The 22,343-nt window shown below is 64.7% G+C and carries 27 protein-coding genes; 10 read left to right on the top strand and 17 right to left on the bottom strand.

Annotated elements, in window-relative coordinates; genetic code table 11:
- Nucleotides 1–51: 51 nt before the first annotated feature.
- The 4 genes from U1769_RS02100 to U1769_RS02085 are packed head-to-tail and all read left to right on the top strand — an operon-like array spanning nt 52 to nt 2,072.
- Nucleotides 52–588 (top strand): response regulator transcription factor, encoded by a 537-nt coding sequence (locus tag U1769_RS02100; RefSeq protein ID WP_332711278.1) that lies wholly within the window; start codon nt 52–54, stop codon nt 586–588.
- 51 nt (nt 589–639) lie between these two features.
- Nucleotides 640–1,014: a hypothetical protein gene (locus U1769_RS02095; RefSeq protein ID WP_332711276.1), complete on the top strand. Its 375-nt coding sequence runs from the start codon at nt 640–642 to the stop codon at nt 1,012–1,014.
- A gap of 42 nt (nt 1,015–1,056) precedes the next feature.
- Nucleotides 1,057–1,512 carry a hypothetical protein gene (locus U1769_RS02090; protein ID WP_332711274.1) on the top strand — a complete coding sequence of 152 codons (456 nt, stop codon included), beginning with the start codon at nt 1,057–1,059 and terminating at the stop codon, nt 1,510–1,512.
- Between the two features lie 35 nt (nt 1,513–1,547).
- A complete protein-coding gene (locus U1769_RS02085; protein WP_332711272.1) occupies nt 1,548–2,072 on the top strand; it encodes a JAB domain-containing protein in 525 nt (174 codons plus the stop codon).
- A 26-nt stretch (nt 2,073–2,098) separates the two neighbouring features.
- On the opposite strand, the gene U1769_RS02080 is transcribed toward U1769_RS02085, so the two are convergent.
- A complete protein-coding gene (locus U1769_RS02080) occupies nt 2,099–2,650 on the bottom strand; it encodes an FkbM family methyltransferase (RefSeq protein WP_332713598.1) in 552 nt (183 codons plus the stop codon).
- Here U1769_RS02080 and U1769_RS02075 point away from each other — a divergent pair.
- Nucleotides 2,534–2,950, top strand: a complete 417-nt coding sequence (locus tag U1769_RS02075; RefSeq protein ID WP_332713709.1) for a hypothetical protein — start codon at nt 2,534–2,536, stop codon at nt 2,948–2,950. The genes U1769_RS02080 and U1769_RS02075 overlap by 117 nt on opposite strands.
- Nucleotides 2,951–3,023: 73 nt before the next feature.
- On the opposite strand, the gene U1769_RS02070 is transcribed toward U1769_RS02075, so the two are convergent.
- The 11 genes from U1769_RS02070 to U1769_RS02020 all read right to left on the bottom strand — a co-directional run bounded on the left by U1769_RS02070 (nt 3,024) and on the right by U1769_RS02020 (nt 11,276).
- Nucleotides 3,024–3,212, bottom strand: coding sequence for a hypothetical protein (locus tag U1769_RS02070; RefSeq protein ID WP_332711270.1), 189 nt, complete (start codon nt 3,210–3,212; stop codon nt 3,024–3,026).
- Nucleotides 3,213–3,225: 13 nt separating this feature from the next.
- Nucleotides 3,226–3,597 carry a hypothetical protein gene (locus tag U1769_RS02065; protein ID WP_332711268.1) on the bottom strand — a complete coding sequence of 124 codons (372 nt, stop codon included), beginning with the start codon at nt 3,595–3,597 and terminating at the stop codon, nt 3,226–3,228.
- Entirely contained in the window at nt 3,594–3,968 is a 375-nt protein-coding gene (locus U1769_RS02060) for a hypothetical protein (RefSeq protein ID WP_332711266.1), read from the bottom strand. Before U1769_RS02060 ends, U1769_RS02065 begins: the two co-directional genes overlap by 4 nt.
- A complete protein-coding gene (locus U1769_RS02055; protein WP_443030165.1) occupies nt 3,965–4,504 on the bottom strand; it encodes a glycoside hydrolase family 108 protein in 540 nt (179 codons plus the stop codon). The genes U1769_RS02060 and U1769_RS02055 overlap by 4 nt, the downstream gene beginning before the upstream one ends.
- Entirely contained in the window at nt 4,504–4,827 is a 324-nt protein-coding gene (locus tag U1769_RS02050) for a hypothetical protein (RefSeq protein WP_332711264.1), read from the bottom strand. The genes U1769_RS02055 and U1769_RS02050 overlap by 1 nt, the downstream gene beginning before the upstream one ends.
- A gap of 71 nt (nt 4,828–4,898) precedes the next feature.
- Nucleotides 4,899–7,256, bottom strand: coding sequence for an SGNH/GDSL hydrolase family protein (locus U1769_RS02045; RefSeq protein WP_332711262.1), 2,358 nt, complete (start codon nt 7,254–7,256; stop codon nt 4,899–4,901).
- Nucleotides 7,257–7,569: 313 nt separating this feature from the next.
- A complete protein-coding gene (locus tag U1769_RS02040) occupies nt 7,570–7,767 on the bottom strand; it encodes a hypothetical protein (protein WP_332711261.1) in 198 nt (65 codons plus the stop codon).
- A gap of 101 nt (nt 7,768–7,868) precedes the next feature.
- Nucleotides 7,869–8,027, bottom strand: a complete 159-nt coding sequence (locus U1769_RS02035; RefSeq protein WP_332711259.1) for a hypothetical protein — start codon at nt 8,025–8,027, stop codon at nt 7,869–7,871.
- Nucleotides 8,028–8,030: 3 nt separating this feature from the next.
- A complete protein-coding gene (locus U1769_RS02030; RefSeq protein WP_332711257.1) occupies nt 8,031–8,336 on the bottom strand; it encodes a hypothetical protein in 306 nt (101 codons plus the stop codon).
- 27 nt (nt 8,337–8,363) lie between these two features.
- Complete coding sequence (locus U1769_RS02025) at nt 8,364–8,651, bottom strand: hypothetical protein (protein WP_332711255.1); 288 nt, start codon at nt 8,649–8,651, stop codon at nt 8,364–8,366.
- Between the two features lie 141 nt (nt 8,652–8,792).
- Nucleotides 8,793–11,276: a hypothetical protein gene (locus U1769_RS02020; protein ID WP_332711254.1), complete on the bottom strand. Its 2,484-nt coding sequence runs from the start codon at nt 11,274–11,276 to the stop codon at nt 8,793–8,795.
- A gap of 285 nt (nt 11,277–11,561) precedes the next feature.
- Between U1769_RS02020 and U1769_RS02015 the strand changes: the two genes are divergently transcribed.
- The 4 genes from U1769_RS02015 to U1769_RS02000 are packed head-to-tail and all read left to right on the top strand — an operon-like array spanning nt 11,562 to nt 16,966.
- Complete coding sequence (locus U1769_RS02015; RefSeq protein WP_332711252.1) at nt 11,562–13,178, top strand: hypothetical protein; 1,617 nt, start codon at nt 11,562–11,564, stop codon at nt 13,176–13,178.
- The gene (locus U1769_RS02010; RefSeq protein ID WP_332711250.1) at nt 13,160–14,761 is read left to right on the top strand and encodes a Dyp-type peroxidase; all 1,602 of its coding nucleotides are present in this window, start codon (nt 13,160–13,162) and stop codon (nt 14,759–14,761) included. The genes U1769_RS02015 and U1769_RS02010 overlap by 19 nt, the downstream gene beginning before the upstream one ends.
- Nucleotides 14,758–15,987 carry a cytochrome P450 gene (locus U1769_RS02005; RefSeq protein ID WP_332711248.1) on the top strand — a complete coding sequence of 410 codons (1,230 nt, stop codon included), beginning with the start codon at nt 14,758–14,760 and terminating at the stop codon, nt 15,985–15,987. Before U1769_RS02010 ends, U1769_RS02005 begins: the two co-directional genes overlap by 4 nt.
- 40 nt (nt 15,988–16,027) lie before the next feature.
- On the top strand, nt 16,028–16,966 hold the full coding sequence (locus U1769_RS02000; RefSeq protein WP_332711246.1) for a glutaminase: 939 nt from the start codon (nt 16,028–16,030) through the stop codon (nt 16,964–16,966).
- Between the two features lie 4 nt (nt 16,967–16,970).
- Here U1769_RS02000 and U1769_RS01995 read toward each other — a convergent pair whose 3' ends face one another.
- From U1769_RS01995 to U1769_RS01975, 5 genes are read right to left on the bottom strand one after another with little or no spacing between them, the layout of a single operon-like run.
- A complete protein-coding gene (locus U1769_RS01995; protein ID WP_332711244.1) occupies nt 16,971–17,522 on the bottom strand; it encodes a virion core protein, T7 gp14 family in 552 nt (183 codons plus the stop codon).
- Nucleotides 17,522–17,962 carry a hypothetical protein gene (locus U1769_RS01990; RefSeq protein ID WP_332711243.1) on the bottom strand — a complete coding sequence of 147 codons (441 nt, stop codon included), beginning with the start codon at nt 17,960–17,962 and terminating at the stop codon, nt 17,522–17,524. Before U1769_RS01990 ends, U1769_RS01995 begins: the two co-directional genes overlap by 1 nt.
- Before the next feature lie 13 nt (nt 17,963–17,975).
- Entirely contained in the window at nt 17,976–19,754 is a 1,779-nt protein-coding gene (locus U1769_RS01985) for a phage tail protein (RefSeq protein ID WP_332711241.1), read from the bottom strand.
- On the bottom strand, nt 19,751–21,019 hold the full coding sequence (locus U1769_RS01980) for a ubiquitin-activating E1 FCCH domain-containing protein (protein ID WP_332711239.1): 1,269 nt from the start codon (nt 21,017–21,019) through the stop codon (nt 19,751–19,753). Before U1769_RS01980 ends, U1769_RS01985 begins: the two co-directional genes overlap by 4 nt.
- Nucleotides 21,019–21,663 (bottom strand): phage connector family protein, encoded by a 645-nt coding sequence (locus tag U1769_RS01975; RefSeq protein WP_332711237.1) that lies wholly within the window; start codon nt 21,661–21,663, stop codon nt 21,019–21,021. The genes U1769_RS01980 and U1769_RS01975 overlap by 1 nt, the downstream gene beginning before the upstream one ends.
- 118 nt (nt 21,664–21,781) lie before the next feature.
- Between U1769_RS01975 and U1769_RS01970 the strand changes: the two genes are divergently transcribed.
- Nucleotides 21,782–22,162, top strand: coding sequence for a VOC family protein (locus U1769_RS01970; RefSeq protein WP_332711235.1), 381 nt, complete (start codon nt 21,782–21,784; stop codon nt 22,160–22,162).
- Nucleotides 22,163–22,343: the final 181 nt, after the last annotated feature.

Genomic DNA, 22,343 nt, shown 5'->3' with positions numbered 1-22,343 from the left:
AGCGATACGGCGATACTTTCCAAGCGCTAACCATCGCGTAGATTGCTCCGAATGGGAGCGACTCGACTCGACGGCCTGACCGCACGCCAGCTGCAGTGTCTGCGCGGCAAGTGGGACCGCAAGATGGACAAGGAGATCGCGCACGAGCTCGGCATCTCGCGCCGCGCGGTGGAGGAGCATCTGCGCGGCGCGCGCGAGAAGCTGGGCGTCGCCTCCACCCGGGCCGCGGTGCTGGCGATCGCCGCGCGCGAGCAGTGGGAGGGTTCGGTCGATCCGTACCGTGGACCATCCGATCTCCCCATAATGGCCCATTCCGGTGCAGTTCCGTTTCCGGACGAGGAGCAGCCGACCCGCACCGGCTCCGTTCGGGACAGCTGGCCTCAGGCGGTGCAGCTGGATCCGATCGGATCCGGTGCGCGGTTGCCGCTGCCGGTACGGGAGGGCCAACGCAATGACCTGAGCACGATCCAGCGCCTGGCCTGGCCGTTTGCGATCGCGACGTTCGTGATGGCCATCCTGTTTCTCGGCTTTGGCGTGGTGAACGGTGCCGGCAGGTTCATCGGCACGATCCTCAACCGCGCCGTCTGATACCAATCTCGAACGAGCGCCCGCGCGCCGCGCCGGCGCGGGGGAAAATGCATGCTCAACGATCGCCTTTCCGCAGCGCGCAAGGTCGCGCAGACCCTGATCCCGGCCGAGCGCCATCTCGACGCCTCGCTCCGCAGCAACGCCGAACTCACGCTCGCCATGCTGGCGGCGCGCGAGGAAGCGCGGCTCCCGTTGTCGATCGCCAGCGACGCACTGCGCCACAATGCGGAGGTGAACGTAGCGCTGGCGCAGGCCTGGTCGAGCACCGCGCAGCTGCACACCGCGCTGCGCGCGGTGCAGCACGATATCGGGCTGGACGCGTTCAAGGCCTGGTTTGGGGACAACAGCACCTGTGAGGACGCGGTGACGGGCGAGATGATGCCGGAGCGGGGCGCCATTGTCTCGCCCATTGTCTCGGCGGCCTGACCGGGCTTGACGGAAGGGCTGACGGGATGTTCCGATCCGGCAATGCTGCACGTCATCCTGTATCAGGCGCTCCTGATCACCTGCTGCGCCTACGCGTTCGCGCGGGGTGGGTCGCCGGAACGCTGGGCGGCAGCCATGATGCTGCTCGCCTCGCTCGGTTCGCTCGCGTCGCAGGCGCAGCTCTTCTCCGTCTCCTATCACAGGGTGCAGGTCTGGGTCTTCGTGATCGACATGCTGCTGCTGGCGGGCCTGTTCGTGCTCTCGGTCGCCTCGACGCGCTTCTGGCCGCTCTGGCTCGCCGGTTTGCAGCTGCTGGCGGTCGCCGGGCACATCATCCGCGCGCTGGACGAGACGACCTTGCCGCGGGGCTATCAGTTCCTGATCTCGGCAGGGGCCTATCCGATGGTGCTGCTGGTCGCGCTTGGGGCGTGGCGCCACCGGCAGCGCCTTCGTCTCTACGGTGCCGACAGATCCTGGCGGGATTCCTTCGACCCCTAGCGGGTGCGGATGCCGCGGACATAGCCGCCAGGTTGGTGGCGGAGTTCGGCTCGCTGCCCGGCGTGCTGGCCGCGAGCCCCCAGGCACGCCTCCGCGCGCTTGACGGCCGATCCGATCTGGCGGCGCTGCTCGGCGATCTCGACGTCGCGCTCACGCATGTCGCCGGCCTGCGGTGCGCGCACGGTCCGGTGATCGACAACTGGCCCGCATTGCTCGACTATCTGCGGCTTACCCATGCCTTCAGCCCGGTGGAGATCGCGCGCGTACTGCATCTGGACGGCCGCAGCCGGCTGATCGCCGACGAAGTGATCTCGCGCGGGACGATCGACGAGGCGACAATCCATGTGCGGGAGGTGATCCGCCGGGCGATGGAGCTTCACGCAGTATCGATCGTCCTGGTGCATAACCATCCGAGCGGCGATCCGGCGCCGAGCCGCGCCGATATCGATCTCACCAGGCGCATCGCCCGCGCCGGCCAGCCGCTGGGGATCGCCGTCCACGACCATCTGATCATGGCGGAAAGCGGGCATGCGAGCATGCGGGAGTTGGGGTTGATCTGACGCAACTTTCCTGGAACGCCCCGTTCCTACGGCGTCGGAATCGCGACCCAGTTCTCGTACTCGATCCGGGTGACTTCGTCGGCGGTCACGGGTGTGAGGGCGCCGCTCGATTCGAGCCTGAACCAGTCATATCCGGCGTCGCTGACCAGCTGGATCGGGCGTTGCGCGTCGAATCCGGCGGATATCGTCGCCTCCGGCGCCACTTCCATGAAGATCAGATTGGCGATCCGGTCCTTCAGCGTCTGCGCGGCGCCGGAAAGCACCATCGTCTCATATCCTTCGACGTCGATCTTGAGCAGGCCGATCGACCGGATCCCCTGTTCGGCCACGAAGGCGTCGAGCGTCGTCGTCGCGACGGCAGTCGCATAGTCTGCGCCCGCGTCCGCGATCCGGGCGTTGCCGCGTTTGAGCGGATCGGCATCGAAGGTGATCTCGCCCATTGTATCGGACAGGGCGATCTGATGGCAGGAAACATTGCTGAAACCATTCAGCCTGACGTTCTTTTGCAAGGTATCGAAGGTGGTAGGGCCGGGTTCAAACGCGTGAATGCGGCGCCCAGGAAAATATTGAGCCAGCAACAATGTTACAACGCCGACATTCGCGCCGACGTCGATGATCGGGCTGTCCGATGGTGGAATTTCAGCGAAGAATCGCTGCTCTGCTCGCGACATGCACCCAAGCATCGAATGAAATTCAGAAAAACCGTTGAAATTCGAGACGATCGCGCCGTTCCGCAGAGTGAATCGCGCGTTACCGCCGTGCCGCATCCTGCTCAGTCGCCACTGGAGATATTCCAGGCTGATATCGGGGCGGGAAAGCGCGGTTCGCAACTGTCGCAATTTCATAGGGCAGGATCCAAGCGCTATAGCGATGCTTAAGGGATATGGGATACACATCTCGGGGCGGATACTACTAGCTCTATCTGCTCGATTGAGTAGGCCTTTGGAAGGCTTAGAAGATGCCCAGCACTTTCCGCCGAGCTTTCTTTACCGCAGCCGCGTCACGCGCCTCACACCGACCCACGATCCCAATCGCCGCGCCATAGCGATCATTGGCTTTGTCGAGTTGGGCGGTCTGGGCATCACCGAAGGCGATCCAGTCGCCGACCGTCTCCCCGCCCGGCAGGGGCGCACCGGGCACGCCCTTGCGCCATTCATCGGGCAGGAGGCTGCTGCACGCACTTGGGGTCGCCACGATAAGCGGCGCGCCGGCACAGGCTGGCAAGGCCAGCATTGCGGACAGGAGCGGCAACAGGCGCGCTCGCACCCTCGGCTTTGTGGATCGCATCGTCATTCTCCCGTGTGATCGCATCGGCAGCGATCTCATTGCCCTGGACATTGCCGGCCGCATCGACCGCATCGGCCCGGCTGGCGAGCGAGGCGCCCGCCTGCCCGGTCGCCAGCTTCGTACCGACCTTGGCCGTGCGCTCCGCCTGACACGATCGCAGGAAGAGGATGCCAACGACGATCGCCACGACGACGACGATCGCGACGGCCTTGGCGGTGTTGTCGCGAAGCCAGTTCATGGGCGAGGCCCTTCCTCGATCGGCGCCTGAGCCACGGCCGTCGCCGCCGCGACGCCGGCAACCGCTGCGATCTGCTGCACCTGTTCGTCGGAAATCTCGAAGCTGTTGCCCAGCACGCTGCCCTTGATCGTCCGCTTGATGAGCAGCCCGGCAAATCCGGTCAGCACGATCGCGATCAGGACCATGGCCGATAGCCCGAGGTAAAAGGCATAGTCCGGCCGGCCGCGCACCAGCCACAGCGCATAGGCCCCGTAGCCGGTCATTGCGACGCCGCCGGCCGCCATGAACAGCAATGCGGCACCGCGCCGGCCCTCCGGGTCCGCCAGTGCCGCACCAGCCCGCCAAAGGGCTCTGAGCCCGCGCCAGATCATGCCACCCTCGCCAGCCAGCCGTACATGAACGCTTCATTGGCGACGCGACCCTCCGCCAGCGACACATAGCGTTCGCCCTGGAGCGCGTTCAGCAGCGCGAGCAACCTTCGTTCGCCTTCCGCACCGCGCTTGCGCAGAAACGCCTGGAGCGCGCCGATCGTCGCCGGCCCGACGGCGCCGTCCGCGACGACATCGCTATAATCCTTGCCGCCATTGTTCAGCGCGTTGAGCGCGCGCTGCAGGAACACGCCCGGCACTTTCGGCCCCATATTGACGCCGGTGTCGACGAGCTCGGCCGCGATCGGCATCGAGAGGACGGCGATCCTGTCGAAGCCCGGCGCGACGACATATTGCCGGCGATAGATCTCGAACGCGCGGTCGCGCGGCAGATCGCGCATGGGCCCGGTATAGCCGGCCGCCCGCGCCGTCCCGATCGTGATGCCGAAATTCGTTTCTCCGCCTGCGTCGCGGGAGTCGTTGACATAGCCACCCTCTTTTGAGAGCACGTCTTCGATTGCGCTATTGATGCTGATCATTACGGCCTCCCTTGCCCGTCCAGAGGGGAATCGACCGCCTGCACGAGCTGACGCGTACGGACTTCCGCTTGGGCCGTGGCGCGCAGTTCAATCAGTTCGGTCAGGTAAAGGCGGTTCTGTGCCTCGACTTCTTCGATGCGCAGCTTCAACCGACCGATCTCTTCTGACATCACTTTCAGCTGTTGCTGCATCTGCATGAAAAGCTGCGCGCGCGCCTCGCCGGCCGCGCGATCTTCCGCGCTCTGACCTTCATTTTCCGCGCGCCGACGATCGGCCATGCCTTCGACCCACTTACGCAAGACGTGGAGCAGAGCCAGAATCACGCCAATCCATATGCCGACACCCCCGATTGTCAGGCCTGAGATTCCGAAAAGGCTTTGAGGGTCGGACATCGTCAAATACCGAGTGCGGTTAGGGCGACCGCAAGTTGCGCCTTAAAGGCGACCCAGCCGGCCGCGTTCAAATGGACATTGTCGCGCAGGTGAACGCCCGGCGTAGTGCTGATCCAGTCGGTGGTGTCGATGAAGAAGACGTTTGCGTCGCCGGCGGTGATCTGAGCTGCTACGGCCGCCTGAATCCGGGCGTTATAGAGCGCAATCTGGGCGTTGGAGTAAGCGCCGCCTGCGAGAGGCGGCCGATAGTGATCATGGATCCCAAGCACTATAATCGGCGCGGTTGGGTTACCCGCGCGCTCGTTGGCGAGCAACGTCGCATATTCGGATTGGACCGTGGGCAGCGCGGTGCCAAAATAATAGTCGTTGACGCCGATCATGTTAAAGAGTCGCGCCGCGAACTGCGAAAGACCCGTTGTCACAAGTGCTGTGTTTGATCGAGCCCACGCAATCGTTTGGCCGCCGAGGCCCTTCCGGATGCAGGCACGGTTATCGGCGCGCGCAAGCAGATAGGCCGCATGCGTGCGGGCATCCTCCGCCATCAACATTTCGACATTGCTATCGCCGAGCCAGGCATCGAGCGCCTTAGCGGCGTGCGTTACGGGTTCGAGCGTGTCGACGTAGATCGAGAGAATATAGGACTGCTTGCCGGAATCGATTGGCTGGATTTCATACTCATGCGTACCGGACAGGCCGGTTGCGAGTGTCACCAGCTTAAATAGGCCGGTGCCGCCGGTAACATACGGCGTGCCTACGGCGAAGCCGTCCTGCAAAAGGATATGCTGGCTGTTGGCATTCCCATCGTAGATCCAGACGCGGACGCTGGTGGTCGTTGCTTGAAAGCGCAGGCCGAAGCCATTGCATGATGAGAATACCGCCACGCGCTTGTCTCCGGTTCCATAGTTACCGGTGTACGCGTCGGGGGCGCCGTCCTTAGCGATATATGACACATAATTGTTGGTCGCATCGTAGATTCGATAGCGGTTCGGGATGTCTGTGGGGCGCGTCATATTCGGGGCGTAGCCCGTCACGCGAATGGCGATATCGGAGTCGATGGCCAGACCTTGAAGCCGGACCCGGTGCGGCTCATCTCTCAAGCCAGCGAACAGAGCCACAGATGACCAACCGGCAGGGACCGTTATAGCAGTTGGAGGTCCCTCGTCGACGGTAACCATATAAGAGCCAGCGAACAGTTGGGCTTCTGCAGCGCTGCCCTCGACCATCATCTCGATGTAGCTTACAGCGACTCCAGTCTGCTGCATGGTGATGACGTTGTGGCCCCCGGCCGAGACGGGTCCGATATAATCTCCGAGCTTTGCTATGGCCGCGTTTGCAAAGGAAAATTGCGCAGAACCCGGCAAGCTAAAATATTCAATATAGCTGCCGGCTTTCAATGTCGTCGCGGTCGCGTCCGATGTATTCTGTGCCCACTTTAAGTTGAAATTGCCTGCCGTCCCGCCGTTGCGAATCGTTGCGTTGAACTCGATGAAGCCAGGTCCGGTGTCTCCGTCAACGACGATATCGGCACTGCTGTACGCGGTATCGGCCGCGATGCCACTGTAGGCGCTATTGCCAGGTGCTAGGGCTTGACGGTTTAGCCGGACGCTGACTGCGGTCGGTCCCGCGTGCTGCCATTTAAGGTCGCCGGTGCTGCCAGCGGTGTAATCGATATGTCCACGGATGACAGTGAGGGAGTTGGCGCCGAGCGGAACGGCTAGGTTGGAGTCGATGACCAGAGTGGTCGAAGACGCCACAGATGTATCCAAATACTTGGCAACGCGCCGAGGTTGCTGAATGATGAGAGCTTCAATTGCTTCCCTATCTCCTGCTGCTGCGAGCGCGGCAACCTCGGCTGCAGCCCTAGCCTCCGCTGCCACAATCAGATCACTTGCGACGGCGACAGCGTCGTTTGGAGCCCAGACAAAAGATTCGCCATCGAATCCCAGCGCGCGGGTCGCCCCAGCGGGAAAGGCTGGCAGATCGGGCGTTGTTGAGCCGCGAGGGAATTTGATTGCGCGCGATACGCCATCCTTCAGTACCAGATCCTTGATCGCCGCCCGCCGGTTGATCACGTTGACGGTCGACAGGTTATACGCGCCCTGGTCGGCAAACTCGCTGGTCTGGCTATAATCGGGATTCAGCAGGATCCGGATCGTGGTGCCATCCGGCGGCGGCGTCTGGAACGTCACCGTGCCGGCGAGGTCGCCGAACGTGACGCTGTAGCCCGTGCCGTGCGGTGCGCCGTTCCAGAGGACGAGCACGTCCGTTGCCGACACCACCGAAAAGGGAAAGGCAAACGCCGTCGCGATCCCGTTCGCGATATAGAGCTGGCTTGATACATTCGGACTGATCTCGGCCACGTGGCACCTCCTGTGATGGAGGCGGTTTAGGGCGCGGCGGACGAGGTTTGAATCGACGGCCAGGCAGGATGGCTACCCCGCCATGCACGGCGCGCTGGCCCGAATCGCATCGGCTCGCGTTGCGCCGCTTTGCGGGAGGTATGAGCGCGTTTCCGGCCGGGCGTGTAGCGGTGAAAATGTCCTGACCGCTGGCTGATCGCGTTGATGGGCGTCAGGCCCGGACTATTGCGATCAAAGCGTCAACAAGCCGCGCGGTGAGGAATAAGCCGGGCCCAAGTCCGCGGCGGAAGGCACACCATCATCCGCCATCCGATCAGGTCAGGCAGAATAGAATATACAGCACCCTCAGGACCGCGATCACCAACAGGAACATCAGCAGGTACGCGAATAGCTCCCCCTGCCAGGCCAAGCGATTGGCCTTGTTCCGGTAGACTGCAAACCCGGCCGTGAGGAGGAGCAGGATCGGCGCGGCCTCGAGGCCCGTAATCAGGTTCGCGACAGCTGGCCGCACTTGCTCATGCTCGACGCCTCAGGTCGTATGCGGGCTCATGATCAAGCCCAGGCCACAGAGGGTGGTGGCAAGGGCAAGCAAGGACCAGCCGACAAACCACCTCATTTTGTTTTCCTGGCGTCGCGCACCAATTTCGCCAGATGATGCCAGCGACGGATGATCACGGCTCCGTAACTCGACCTGGTTCGGATTTTGATCAGAGGCAGCTCTGGGCCAAGATTATAGCGGGCGCCGATCATTCCGATCTGATCCTTCTTCATCGTTCACCAAGTGTAGGGGAATACCGGCGGGTTATCCCCATCTTCCTTGAACTCGCCCGTTTTCAAATTGCATTCTTCCCGTGAGCTCAGGGTCATACGGTCAATGATCGTCTTGCCGGATCGCGCGATGGTGAGCTGTTGAAAAGCGCCCGGTGTCCCGGCCGACCGCAAAGCGACGATCATGACGTACCACGGCCCGACTTTCACGACTCTCGGACAAACTGCACGCCTTGCACGCTCCATCGCTTCCGGCGTCCAGGCGGCGTTCCCGGCCCATGCCGGTATGAAATAGCGGATCAGGCGCACCACATTCTGGTCCGCAGCATCCAGGAATTGTCAGTCGTGGTGGAAGCCGAGGTTGATCTGCGCTTTCACCGTTTCGATACGAGATTCACTGTTGTAAACGTCGATGCTGTCGAGGCCTGCGGCTCTTGAATAGCACTCGGTGGGAGCTGCACGTTCCGAGCAGAAACCCGATCTCGTCAGATCAGAGAAGATTGACGCAAGCAGCTTGTCCGGCTCCCCGCCGGGTGCTCGGGTGGTGGCACTCCGCTCCGGTCCATCGCACGACGCCAGTCCGGCAAGCGAGAAGGCTACCAGATATTTTCCAGGGAACCCCCTCATCCATCGGCGCCTTGATCATATTTGAAGGCAACCGCGGCTCGCAGCGAACCGATGCTATGTTCATCTTTTGTTCGAATATTGTCAACCCGAACACGAGCACTATTTTTGCCGAGGACGAAGTGCGGAATCGGTTTGCAGCCCCTATCTCAATTTGAAAAAGCCAGGTCCCACAAGGGTATATTTATCGCTGCGTAGATTCCGGCCGTCATAAGTCTCCGGATACGATTGTATGTTGCGGACAGCGCGTACTGCGCCATCCGAACCGCCCAGATAGGCGTCGAACGCGGGCAGCGGTCCGTTGGGCGCCTTGTTTATGCGCATGGCAATCTCGTTCACCGCCGTCCGGGGTGCGATAACATCCTCCTGTCCGAAATAGATGTTTGCGGCATTATCGCCTTCACCGCCCACCGGATGGATGTGCCACATGGCGACGGCGCCTTCCGGCGGAGGCCAGTCGATTGCTGCTTTTAGATCCCATCCGGCGGAAGATGTGCGGGGGATCGACAGATTCATCCCGACGAGTTGATATGGATAGCCATAGCCAAAGGTACCGTCGCTTCGTTGGACGATATAACCGGTTTTTTCATTGCCATCGTCAAGGGCGCCGGTGACAGCCCTTGCAAGGGCGATCGCATCGAAGGCTGCCTCGTCGGGGGTGGTGAAATGATGATCCGGGCCGCGGATCTGATAGGTCGAAAGCGTGGCGCCCCTGGCTAGTTCGATTCCCCCACGTCTGTCGAAAACCGTCCTGTTGCGATCGTTCACCGGAGCCCCGAGGACGATGTTCACGCTTTTCCCGACGAAATAGGCCTCAAGGGCTTTTTGCGCCTGTGCGGCTGGCGCTAACGCTCGGGCGGCCGCCTCCACTTTCAGCCGTTTCCTCGCGATTTCCCCCCGTATGTTTTCGAGCGTCGCGGGCCTTTCCTTTTCGTCGATCGCCTTGCGCAGTTTTTTCTGCGCGCCTCCCAGGTCTTGCCTCCCATGTTCATATTTGCGTTCGAGGGAGGACAGGTCCAGCGACCCGCTGTCAGCGACCAGGCCGAGCAAGTCGGGATCCGACATGAGGGGTATAGGAAGCACTGCGGACGACGGGCCGGAGATATTTCTGGGCGGGTTCCTGTTGGCCGATGCGATGTTATTGGCAGGCGTCGGTTGGCCGGCCTCGATTGGCGCGGAAGTCTGGCCGGCGGTCTGAGCAGGCGGTGCCTGCGCCGTCTGCCCGTCGTCTTCGCCCGATGTTTCCAATGTTGCGTAAGCCGCCGGTCGAAGATTGGCCGCTCCGACTGTGCCCCAATCAGGCCTATATGGCTCCACCCCATCGAGCAGACGCCGTTGTATGAGTGAACCGGCCGACGATGGTGATGTGTTTATTCCCTGCTGAAGCCGACCAAATCGGGCATATTCCTCCGGCGTCAGCAGGTCCTGCACCAGCCGGAGATCCTCCCGCGCAAATGCCTCCGGATTTTGCGTCGCCATCAGGTTCATCACTAGCGACGTCCGTCCCCCCGGCGCGACCGGCGCGGGATCCAGGTTGTGCGCCGCCTGCCGCGCCAGCGCCGCTGCCGTATCCTCGTCCAGATCCCGCCGGATCCCGCCCGGAAGCTGCGTCAGGGATTTGAAATCGAGGCCCAACGGCTCGATCGCGTCGAGCGCCGCCCCCTTCGCCGCGCTCGCCGTCTGTTTGCGCCGCTGGTTCTCGCCAAGCCCGCGGCGGGTCAGGTCCTCGCGGGCATGGCTTTTGCGCGCTTCGCCCCAGTCCGCCGCCTCGATCTTCTGCGCCGCGGCTGCGCGCTCTTCCGGGGTCAGGGGCGCGTCCGCCTCGCCGGGTGCCCGCGCCGGCAGGAACCCGTCGACATCCCGCGCCGCCAGTGTCTGGGCGAGCGACTCCTTCAGGGACGAATCCATCGCAGCACGGTCGCGCTCGGTCATGCCGGCCCGTTCGCGAAGATAATAGGTCGTCGCCGCGATGGGATCCTGCTCCAGCGCTTCGATCACGCCGCGATGCACGCTCGAACGATAGGCAGTTTCCAACGCGGCGGTCACAGTCGGATCGTCGCCGCGGCGCATAGAACGGAGGCGCTCGGCCTCGGCGCCCGTTTCCAGATATTTCGCGAAGATCTCAGGCTGCCGGAAATGGTCGATCGCGTCCTGGCGGGCATTGCGCTGGATCAGGTTGTCCTGCTCGGCCCGCCCGGCAGCCAGGCCCAGATCGGCCGCAGCCCGCGCCGAAGAGATGTCCGCGTCGAAGCGCGGCCCGATGGCGTGCGCGAACCCGTTCTGCTGCCGCTCGTTCTTCAACCGGCCGCGGGCCAGGCCCAGCGCATCGGTATAGGCTTGCGCGGTGACGTTGAACGCGTCCTCCGGATCGAGATCCGGCGGCGGGGCGGCCCGGATCGTTCGCGCCTGCTCCGCATAGTCGTTCCAGGCGGCTTTGATCGCATAGTCGTCGTCCGCGTCCTGGCGCGCCTGTTGCTCGACAGCGACCTTCCGGCCCGTCGCGCCGAGCGTCTCCAGCCCGGTGCCCAGCGCCTGCAGGCCAGTGCCGGAAAAATCCCCGGGCTGGAGCTTCTCGCCCGTCAGGCCGGCGATGCCGACCCGGTTCTGCTCGGTGGGAACAGTCGGCATCAGCGCACCGGCCCGGTCATGGGGGACATCGCGATCATGGGGCACCTCCTTTGTCAGGAAGGCGGCTTAGGACGCCCGGCACCTATCTTGAATCGACCGGCGGGAACGGGAGATATCGCCGGAACCGGACCTATTTTTCGGTTTGCCTGTGCGAAAAAGATGCTGTGACATAGTAAGCCGGACGAATCGGCGTGTGCGGGCAGGGGAGTGCCCGGTGTCGCCGACCATCGTCGGTGCGGGATGTGCCCGCCACGGGGGAGCGGCCGGATGCAAACGACCTTGTCTATGGCCCTTGAGGTCAAGCCCGAGAGCCAGGACAAGCTTTCTGCCCTGCTCGATCAGTTGCACGATCACGGATCGATCGCGAACCCGCAGGCGCCGGGCGATTATGCGTGGTTCATGCAGGGTGTGCCGTCAGTGCATTTCCTCTCGATGAGCGTGTTTCCCGGCGCCGATTATGATCCGCTGTTCGTGCTGGAGGCCAATTTCGATGGCCCGCCCGGCATCTTCTGGGGCCAGCTCGAGGCAGCGATCGGCATCGATCTGCGCGCCATGCTGCGCTGCTGCAAGCGACCGCTCGATCAGGACGGGCCGCTTCACGATGCAGTGACGGCGCCGGATTCGCGCGCGCCGGTCGCGCCCTATCTGGAGGCGCGCTCGCTGCAACCAAGCGTCTATCATCACGGCAATCGCGGCATGACCCGCGACCGGATCCTGGCCGAGGGTGAGCTGTTCCGCGCGATCCGTACGGAACTCGCCACCGCCAATGGCGACGGGCCGAGCCCCTATCGCGGATCGACCGCCGTCGACATTCACCGCCATCTCCGCGCTGCGCTGCTGTCGACTATCCCCTGGCTCGCCGAGCGCGCGCCGGCCCGCGTGCCGTTCCTCGCCCGGTGCCGCGATTTCTTTCTCGTGGCGGCGTTCGTGGTCGTGGTATTCCTCGCGCTGGCACTGCCCGGCCTGATCCTGGCGCCGATGATGCCGGACAACCGCTATCTCATCCTGCTCGCGCTCGGCCTGCTCGGCACTGGTGCCGGCCTCTATGCAATGCGCGATCCGCTTCCGGGAACCGATACGGCGGGCAAGTTCAACCTCATCACTGCGCTGTTCAAGCCGCAGACGCTCGGCCTGATCCTGCTCGCGGTGATCCTCTACGTCGTGCTGGTATGGCCCATCACCGTCCTGATTTCGCTGCTGTCCGGCCTGCCGCTGGCGACGGCGCAGGCCCACGCCCCGCGGATCACCCTGTTCGGGATCCTCAGCGTGCCCTTCTCGGTGCTCGGCATATTGTGCTGGCTGCGCTTTCTCGAACGGCGCGATTCCTCGCAGGATGCGCCGCCGATCGACCAGGAGATGGTACGCCAGATGGCGCAGCGCGAGGACTGGATCCCGCAGAACCATATGGGCTCGGTGGTGCTGATCAAGCCCGGCGTGTTGCGCACGATCATCGTGCGCGCCGGGCATTTCGGGCTCGGCCTGGTGTTGCGGGCGCTGCCGAACAGCGGCGTGCGCGGCTATCTGGGCAGCATGCGCACCGTGCATTTCGCGCATTGGGCGTTCGTCAACAATGGCAGCCGGCTGATGTTCTTCAGCAATTTCGATCAGAGCTGGGAAAGCTATCTCGATGATTTCATCGAAAAGGCGCATGCCGGTTTGACGCTCGCCTGGGGTTGCGGCGTCGGCTTCCCGCCGACCCGCTTCCTGGTCCAGGACGGTGCCAGCCATGGCCGCAAGTTCAAGGCCTGGGCGCGCCATTCCATGGCGGTCAGCCGCTTCTGGTACAGCGCGTATAGCGATCTCACCGTCGATCAGGTCGAACGCAACAACCGAATCGCAAACGGCCTGCGCAAGCCGTCGCTCACGAACAAGGAGGCGTCCGCATGGATCAACGATCTGTGAGCGAGCAGTCGCGGGGCAAGCCGAGCTGGCGCCTGAAGGAACCGCACGCCAGCCGCACCCAGGCGCTCGTGGTCAGCGGCTTCGCCGCGCTGCCGACCGGGCGTGCGCTGTTCCTCGAATTCACCTGGCCGGGCAAGGGCGGCGGCGGGTGGCTGCAGGTCGTCCAGGAACTGGCGCCCGTCACTGATGCGGCTGGCCGGGAAGAGCGGGCGACCGCGATTTCCTTCGCTTATGCCGGCCTGGAGAAGATGGACCTGCCGAAAGCGGCGCTCGACTCTTTTGCCGCGCCGTTCCGCGAAGGCATGTTTCAGGAGGATCGCCTGCGTCGCCTGGGCGATCGCCGCAAGGGCGAATGGCTCGGTACCGTCATCGAAGGCGGGCCGAAATGGAGTTCGAACGCCCGGCAACGCGGTGCCCTGACCAGCGTCGAGGCGACTCAGTCGCGCGCGAAAACCTCCACTGGCCACCGCGAGGAACAGATCGCCACGCCGATCACCGTCCACGCCCTGCTGCTGCTCTACGACAAGGATGAGGACAGCGCGGAGGCCTGGGCCGGCCAGGTCGAGGCCGCACTGGCGCCGCACGGCGTGCGGGTCGTCCACCGCCTGCCGCTGAACCTGCGGCCCGATGCGAAGGGTGTCGCGCGCGAGCATTTCGGCTTCGCTGACGGCATATCCCAGCCGGTCCCGTTCGACGACGCTGCTGTGGGCCTAAGCACCGGCGGCCCGGCGGAGCGCGATTACTGGAACGGCGTCCCGCTCGGCGAAATCCTGTTCGGGCATACCAACGGCCATCACGAAAAGGCGCCGGGCCCGGTCGTGCCGGACGACGACAAAGCCCAGGCCGCGGGCCTGCCGCCGCATCCACTGGCCGAGGGCTTTCTCGATTTCGGGCTCGACGGCAGCTACATGGTCGTGCGCGAACTGAAACAGGATGTCGTCGCCTTCTGGCAATCGATGCGGGAGAATGCCGCGCATATCCGCGCGCGCGATCCCGATCATTCGGGGCATGTCACCACCACCTGGCTCGCCGAGCGCGTGGTCGGTCGCAGCACCAAGGGCGATCTGCTCTGCCCCGCCGGCTATCTGCCGTCCGATTCCTATGAGCAGCCGGAAAATGATTTCGGCTTCTTCGATCGCGATCTGCACGGCGTCGGATGCCCGGCCGGCTCGCACGTCCGCCGCTCCAACCCGCGCGACGGGCTGGCACCGACCGCCGCCGAGAAGCAGACCCTGCTCGATGCGGCGAACAATCACCGCATCCTGCGCCGCGGCCGCAAATATGGCGCGACCATCAGCGTGCCGCCCAAGGAGGACGGGGTCGATCGCGGCCTCCTGTTCATCTGCCTCAACACCGATATCGCCCGCCAGTTCGAATTCGTGCAGCAGACCTGGCTGCTCAACCCGAATTTCGCGACCTTGTTCGACGAGACCGATCCGCTGGTCGGCCCGAAGGGGAGGATGACGATCCGCGAAGAGCCGCTGCGCCGCATCGTCGAGGTCGACACGTTCGTCCGCATGGCCGGCGGCGATTATTTCTTCCTGCCGAGCCTGCCGGCGCTGCAATATCTGGCGTCGCTATGAGCGTCCTGTCCTCGACCCAGGTGCTGCGCCCCGGCCCGAAGGGGCTGAAACGCTGGTTCATGGCGCGCGCCATGGCGGCCTTGCCCTTCGTGTTCCGCGTGCTGCGCTGGTTGAAGCCGATCCCGCGTTTCGGCAAGACCTATGTCGCCACGCGCTACGACGATGTGTGTGAGGTCTTCGGCACCGATCCGGCGTTCGGCGTGCTCTACAAGGAAAAGCTCGACGTCATCATGGGCGGCGAGCCCTTCTTCCTCGGCATGGCGAACACGCCGCACTATCAGGCGGACACCGCCGCGCTGCGCAAGGCCGTGAAGCGGGACGATCTGCCCCGGCTGGCGGCCGATGTCGAGGCGCGGGCCGAGGCGATCGTGGCGGCGGCCGATGGGCGGATCGACGTGGTCGATACGCTGGTGCGGCGCGTCACCTTCGATTTCCTGGCCGAATATCTCGGCGTGCCCGAACCGCCGAACGGCGCGCTCAGGGTATGGGGCACGCGCCTGTTCGAATTCCAGTTCGTCGCCAGCGATGCGCCGCTGCGCGCCGAGGTCGAGGTGATCGCCCCGGCATTGCGCGATCATATCCAGCAACAGATCGAGCGGCGCCGCGCAAAGCCCGGCGATCATGACGTGCTCGGGCGCTGCCTGACGCTGCAGAAGGCGGGCGAGCCCGGCTTCAGCGATGCGCAGATCCGCACTGCGTTGATGGGCCTGATCGTCGGCGGACCGCCCCAGCCGCCGATGGTCGTGCCCCAGGCGATGGAGCAGTTGCTCCGCCGGCCCGAGGCGCTACGCGGCGCGCAGGCCGCGGCGCGCACCGGCGACGATGCGCTGCTCGCGGGCTATGTGCGGGAGGCGATGCGCTTCGATCCGCTCGCGCCCGGGCTGCCCCGCATCGCGCTGCAGGACTGGACGATCGCCCGGGGCACGAAGCGCCAGCGGGTCATTCCCGCGGGATCGACCGTCATCGCCGCCTTCGCCTCGGCAATGCGCGACGGGCGGCGTGTCGCCGATCCGGAACGGTTCGATCCGCGCCGACTACCGCATGATTTCATTCATTTCGGCCACGGCCTCCACCAGTGCTTCGGCATCCACATCAACAACGCCACCCTGCATCTGATGCTGAAGCCGCTCCTCCGGCGCGATAATCTGCGCCGCGCGCCGGGTGCGGCGGGCAAGCTCAGCAAGAACGGGGCGTTCGCTGAATCGCTGACCTTGCTGTTCGACTGAACCGGGGTGATTGTGCGCGCGGGGCCCGCTAACAGGGTTCATGGCCTCGCTCGCAACCATCGTCGCCGATATCGCCGCGGAGATGGCTGACGCCGCCGATCGTGGAATCGTGGCGGATTACATCCCCGGCCTGGCCGAGATTCCCGCTAGCAGATTCGGCATCGCCGTGATCGCGGCCGACGGCAGCTGCCATCAGGCGGGCGATGCCGACGAACCCTTTTCGATCCAGAGCATCTCGAAGGTGTTCAGCCTGACGCTCGCGCTCGGCGCGCTGGGCGAAAAGGTTTGGGAGCGAGTCGGGCGTGAGCCGTCGGGCAGCGCATTCAACTCGATCGTCCAGCTCGAAACCGAATCCGGCATCCCGCGCAACCCGTTCATCAACGCCGGCGCGATCGTCGTCGCCGACATGATCCTGCGCGGCCACGAACCGATCGAAGCGATTGGCGAGATCCTCCGCTTCGTCCGCTCGCTGGCGGACGATGACGGCATCTTCGTCGATGAACGCATTGCCCGGGCCGAACAGGCAACCGGTTTCCGCAATATCGCGCTGGCCAATTACATGCGCGCCTTCGGCAATATCCATCATCCGGTCGAGCTGACCCTGGGTGTCTATTTCCATCAATGCGCGCTCGCGATGAGCTGCCGTCAGCTTGCCGCGGCGGGGCGGTATCTGATGGCCGACGGCATCAATCCCGCCACCGGCCATTCGATCGTCTCGACTCAGCGCGCCCGGCGCATCAATGCGCTGATGATGACCTGCGGCCATTATGACGGCTCGGGCGAGTTCGCCTTCCGCGTCGGCCTGCCGGGCAAGTCCGGCGTCGGTGGCGGCATCCTCGCGATCGCGCCGGGCAAGGCATCGATCGCCGTGTGGTCGCCCGGTCTCAATGCGCGCGGCACCTCGCAGTTGGGAGCGCTGGCGCTGGAACGGCTGGTGCAGCGGACCGGGTGGTCCGTGTTCGAGCCTTCCAGCATTTAGATGATCAATAAATGCCGTCCGAACCGTGAATTCCATACGCGTTAAGCTTTGGAAGTTTCCCGGACGATCCTTTCATCCCCGCCGCTTGCGAAGCACCGCCAAGCGCCGTCGACAGCCCCTCGAAGATCCCCTTCATCAGCGCGCCGCTCGCCTGCGCCCGGTTCGCCGACGCCTGGGATCGGTAGTTGAACGCGTTGATGTCGAAGCCGCGGGTCCGTTCGTTGCCGCCCTTGTAGATCTGGCCGACGTCCTCGGCGCCGATCATCGCGGTGTCCTTCTGGATGGCGACGGGCGAACCGAAATTGAGGTCCACCCCGTTTGCCGCCATGGCCGCGGTCTGCGCGCCCTTCATCTGGGCGAGCTCGCGATAGCGGCGCTGCGCTTCCAGATTGGTGTTGTCGATCGAATCGCGCGCCTGATCATTGGCCAGGCGCACATTCTGGTCGGCGATCTGCGCCTGGTACCGATATTGCTGGGCCTGTCCGATCCCGGCCGAGACCGAGCCGACGGTAGAGACCACGGTCGCTGCAACCGCGAGGGAGACGGGATCGCACATCAGCGGTACTCCTGTGAAAAGGCGACAAAGCGGGTTCCGGCAATCATGATCACCTCCTTTGCGATGGTGAAGCCGATCCGCCGCAGGAAGCGAACGGCGCGGCTGTTGTCCTCCGCCACTAGATTCTCCAGCAGCGGGGTTGAATCGAACATCGCCGAAAGGATGCGCGGGCCCCAGCGCAGCATCGCGCGCGGGTGGCGGTAGATCGCGTCCGTGCCGAGCATCCACGGCGACCCCTCGCCACACAGCGCATTCGTCACCACCAGGCCGAACATTGCCTCCGCCCGGCCGTCGACCATTGCGGTCAGGCACAACGAGGAGGACAGCAGCCCGGCTCGCAACGCCTGTCGCGGCGTATGGCCCATCGCCGCGCACTCGATCACATCGGCCGCGCGCATCCGCGATGCGATCGGGCCGACATGCGCGGGCGATGCCGGCACCAGCGCGATGCGCTCATTCCGAGACGGATGGATCGAGATAGATCGCACTCACGGTCATCGGCAGCGGATCGTCGGATCGCACCACCATCCGCGCGCCGCCGTTGATGTCGGCGCGCAGATAGGTTTCGTACGGGCCGCTCATCAGCGCGGGCGGCTGACCCGGCAGCTCGTTGATGCGCGATCGCAGCGGCTCCAGCGTCGCATCGGTCGGCCCGGCCTTCACCCCGCGGCTGTCGATCAGCCGGATGACGGCCCTGGCCTGGGTCTGCGGCTTCGCAATCGTCCAGCCGGCCTGGCCCTGCCACGCCAGCGGCAGCGTCTCGATCGTCGCGGCATAGGGCAGGCCGACCGTCACCTTGCGTGCCGGGTGCGGCAGCGTGACGATGCCGCCGGTCACCACCAGCCCGGTCACCACGCCGCCATCGGCGAGCGCGGACACGGTCCGTCCTTCCAGATGGCCGAGGTTGCGCAGTATCGCCGCCGGTTCCTCGAACAGGTAGGAGACGGCGCTGTCGAGGAAGCAGCAATCCTCCACCGCATCCCAGCGCGCCGCGGCCATGCGCTCGATCAGCAGCTTCCCGCCGCGCCGCACGGTCAGGTACAGCCGGTCCTCGCTGCCTTCGGAAACGACGCAGACGCTTTCCACCGTCCCGTCCGTCTCGCACAGCGTCCAGCCCCAGACCTGCTGTTCCTGCTCCCAGGTGAAGCACAGCAATTTGCCGTCGCTCCGCACCGCCCATATGATCGATCGTGGCTCCTGCGCATAAGCCCAGGCCTTGATATCGAACCCCCGGAACAGGTGCGGCGAGAAGATCGTCACGTCGTTCGAATTGATTGAATCGGTCTGGAATTCATACCCCAGCGTGCGCACGCCGTTGCCGATGCTGGTCTGGTAGAAACAGACGGAATCGACCACCAGCGGCGACAGCCGGGACGATCCCCGGCCATTCTGCCGCCGCACCACGAAATCGGTGGCGCTGATATAGCCGTTCTGCCCGCCTTCGATCTTGAAGATGTTGTCGGAGGTCAGCGCGAGCAGATTGTTCATCGAGACGAGCTGGTTGACGGCGTTCACCCGGCCCGCGACGAGCGCGAAGCTCAGGCTGTCCGAAGCCTTTAGCGGGCGCGAGATATCCATATTCTCGAAATTGCCGGATCGGGATCCGTAGATCGCGTTGGGATGGTTCGCGGTCCGGCCCCACAACAGGCGCTGTTCGAAGAACGTCACGGTCGACGGCCAGTTGCCGAGCACGTCGAACGGATCGTTCCCGACGGGCGGGCCGTCCGAATAATCCGGTCCGATATTGTCGTCGCGGAAATTCAGCGCCGCCGTGTTGCCGATATAGCCATATTCCTGGGTATTGTCGGCCTTGTACACGCGGTAGCGCGATGCGCCGGCCACGGCTGACCAGCTCAGCGTATTGTAGTTGCGCTTCAGCGACAGGTCGTTGCTCGCGCTGTCGGCTGCCGATGCGCGGCTCTCGACGCCGGAGACATCGTCGACCGCGGTGACGACATAGCTTGCAGGCTGCGGGAAATACGCGTCGCCGCCATTGTCGGCATCCGTGTTGGGGCTGGCGGCGGTCGCGTTCAGGGCCGCCGGCGCGGCCAGCCGCGGCGTGAAGTCGATGCCCGAAAAGGTCCAGTCGGTATGCCCCGCCCGCACCAGCTTGGTCGGCGCATGATTCAGATGGGCGAGATACATCGTGTCGGCCGATTGCTCGACATCGATCTCCGCCAGTTCGGCGCCGTTGTAGGGCGAGCCCACGCGGTAAAGCCGGGCGACGCTCACATGTATGTCCCGTCATCGTAACGGCGGTCTTTGATGTTATGCGAGATTACCGGATCGGCCTGACGGTCGTCGCCGGCCGGCCGCGCTTCCCTGTCGGGCGAGAAGCACGCATAGGTGCGGGCGTCTTCCACGGTGATTTTCGCGACCCTGGCGAAACCGTCCGCGGTGCCGATCTCGCGCATGCGGATCCACCCTGCGCCGATCCAGAAGCGGTGATCGGCGGTCGCCCGGTATTTCCGGTCGTCGATGATGCCGGCGTAGACCGGCTCCCACGCGAACGAGATCGCGGAAACCGGATAGTCGCCCCAATCGCCGAGTGAGCCATCCGCCAGCTCCGGTCGCGCGCGGATCATATCGCCCGCGCGCACGATGCACGCGAAGCGCCGTGTGCCGTCCGCCATCAGGATAGGCGTGTCGTCGACAACGCAGTTGCCGGGCGGTGTCGTCGACGGCGGCGATGGCGGCGGTGGGGGCGGTGGCACGGGCGGCGGTGGCGGGGGTGGCGGCGGGGCGCCGGCGCGGATCGCGCCGCCCGTGTCAGCCGTGAAGGCGGAAAATCCCGTGGAATCGATATCGACGGTGAAGTGGCTGCTGTCCCCCACGCTCACCACGCGGGCGATCCGACCGTTCAGCTCGACCATGCCCGCGACGCCGTCGAAATAGACCTGATCGCCGACCGCATAGTCATGATAGGCGGCCTGTACGATCGTGGTGGCGCCGGTCGTGACGGACGCGATCGTCAACTTGTCCTCGATCACCATCCCGCCCAGCGCGGCCGGCCGCATATAGCCCTGGCCCATTTCCAGCGCGTAGGTCTGCTCGAGCGAAAACTGGAACGGCACCAGACGTACCGGGCTGTCCATCGTCGCGGTGATCGCCGTGGCGGCGACGGGCGTGTCCACCGCTGTGTTCAGGGAATAGGTTCCGGCGCCGCCAGTCCCCGTGCCCCGCTCCACGATCGCGAGCCCCTCGGGCACGCCCGCCCCGCCGATCGCCATGCTGGTGCCGATGATGCCCGTGACGGGGCCGGTGACCGTCAGCACCGCGCCGGAAATCGATCCGGTGAACGTGGCGGTGAGCGTGTCCTGATAGACCTCCGCCACGAGCCGCGTGCCCGGCCGCTTCGTGACGCCGCCATATTTCAGGATCGTCACGTTGCGGGCGCGGCGCAGGCCGGTCGCATAGGCCGCGACATCGACGCGCGCGATGAGGTCCTCGGCGAGTTCGCCCTTGGAAAAATTCGGCTGGCCTGTGCGCAGCGGCATCAGTCTTCTCCCACGGTGCAGTCGGCCCCGCCGGCGCGGGCAGCGGCGATCTCGTCCGGCGCGGGCGCGGCGCGATTGGGCTGGCGGTTGATGTCGTCAGCGATCGCGCGTTGCGCGGCGACCTCGGCCTGTTGCAACAGCTGGCCCTTGGTCTCCCGGCTGTCGCGCAGCGGCACCGCCAGCCGCGCCGCCAGGGCGTAAGCGAGCGCGTCGAGGAACAAGGCGGGCATCGCCGCTTCGTCCGGGTCGCGGCTGCTATATTCCAGGATCGCATTCGCCATCTGGCTGTAGAGCACGCCGTTCTCGATCACGTAGGGCCGGCCCGAAATGGCGGCGGGCGGCATGGCGCCCGACGGCGGCGGCCAGCCGGCGGCCGGCGGCACGAGCCGTTCGGCCGTCGCCAGATCCGCCGGCAGCGCATAGGCATGCGCCCATTCGCTCGCGCGCGGATTCACGGCGAATTCGGCGAGCGCGGCGATCCGCGCGGCGAAGCTCCAGTCGAAGCGCTCGAGCAGCAGCTTCAGGCAGTGCGGATAATATCGCTTGCACTCGGCGGCTTCGATGGTCGCCTCGTCGATATCGGCGATGGCGGGTGCACGAAGCTCGCCCAGGGCGAGATTGCAGACGGTGATGCTGATGGCCATGGCATTGAATTAGGCGAGTCGCGGGCAGGTTTGAATCGACGCCAAATCGCCCTCTCGCGTGGCGCCGCGCCGCAATTTTTCCTATGCTCGCCTGGATGCTGGACGGGAGGATTTTCCTATGTCGGTTGAGCTGAATCACACGATCGTCTGGTGCCGCGACAAGCTGCGCTCCTCGGCTTTCCTGGCCAATATGCTTGGTCGCGCCGCGCCGGTTTCCTTCATGCATTTCATGGTCGTCACGCTCGACAATGGCGTGTCGCTCGATTTCATGGAGAAGGATGGCGAGGTCGCGCTCCAGCATTATGCGTTCCTGGTCGGCGAGGAGGATTTCGCCGCCGTGCTCAGCCGCATCAGAGCTGCGGGGCTGGATCATTGGGCCGACCCGGGCCGCACCCGGCCGGGCGAAATCAACACCCATGATGGCGGCCGCGGCGTCTATTTCCCCGATCCAGACGGCCATCTGCTCGAGATCATCACCCGCCCTTATGGCGGTGGATAGCTGCGGCGATCTGGGTGCCGGGGCGGGATGCATCCGGCATGCCGCGTCGTCCGTACAAGCAGGCGTCATCCACGGGCCGCCGGTTTCCGGCACAGGCAAAGGCCGGTAAAACAACACGCCGTCCGGATACCGGTACTGCGATCTGCGGGGGCAAGACCAATGGTCCGCATCGCAGCCGCGT

This window comes from Parasphingomonas zepuensis, from assembly GCF_036663735.1.
Taxonomy (GTDB): Bacteria; Pseudomonadota; Alphaproteobacteria; order Sphingomonadales; family Sphingomonadaceae; genus Sphingomonas.
This window is presented reverse-complemented; position numbering and strand designations above follow the sequence as displayed.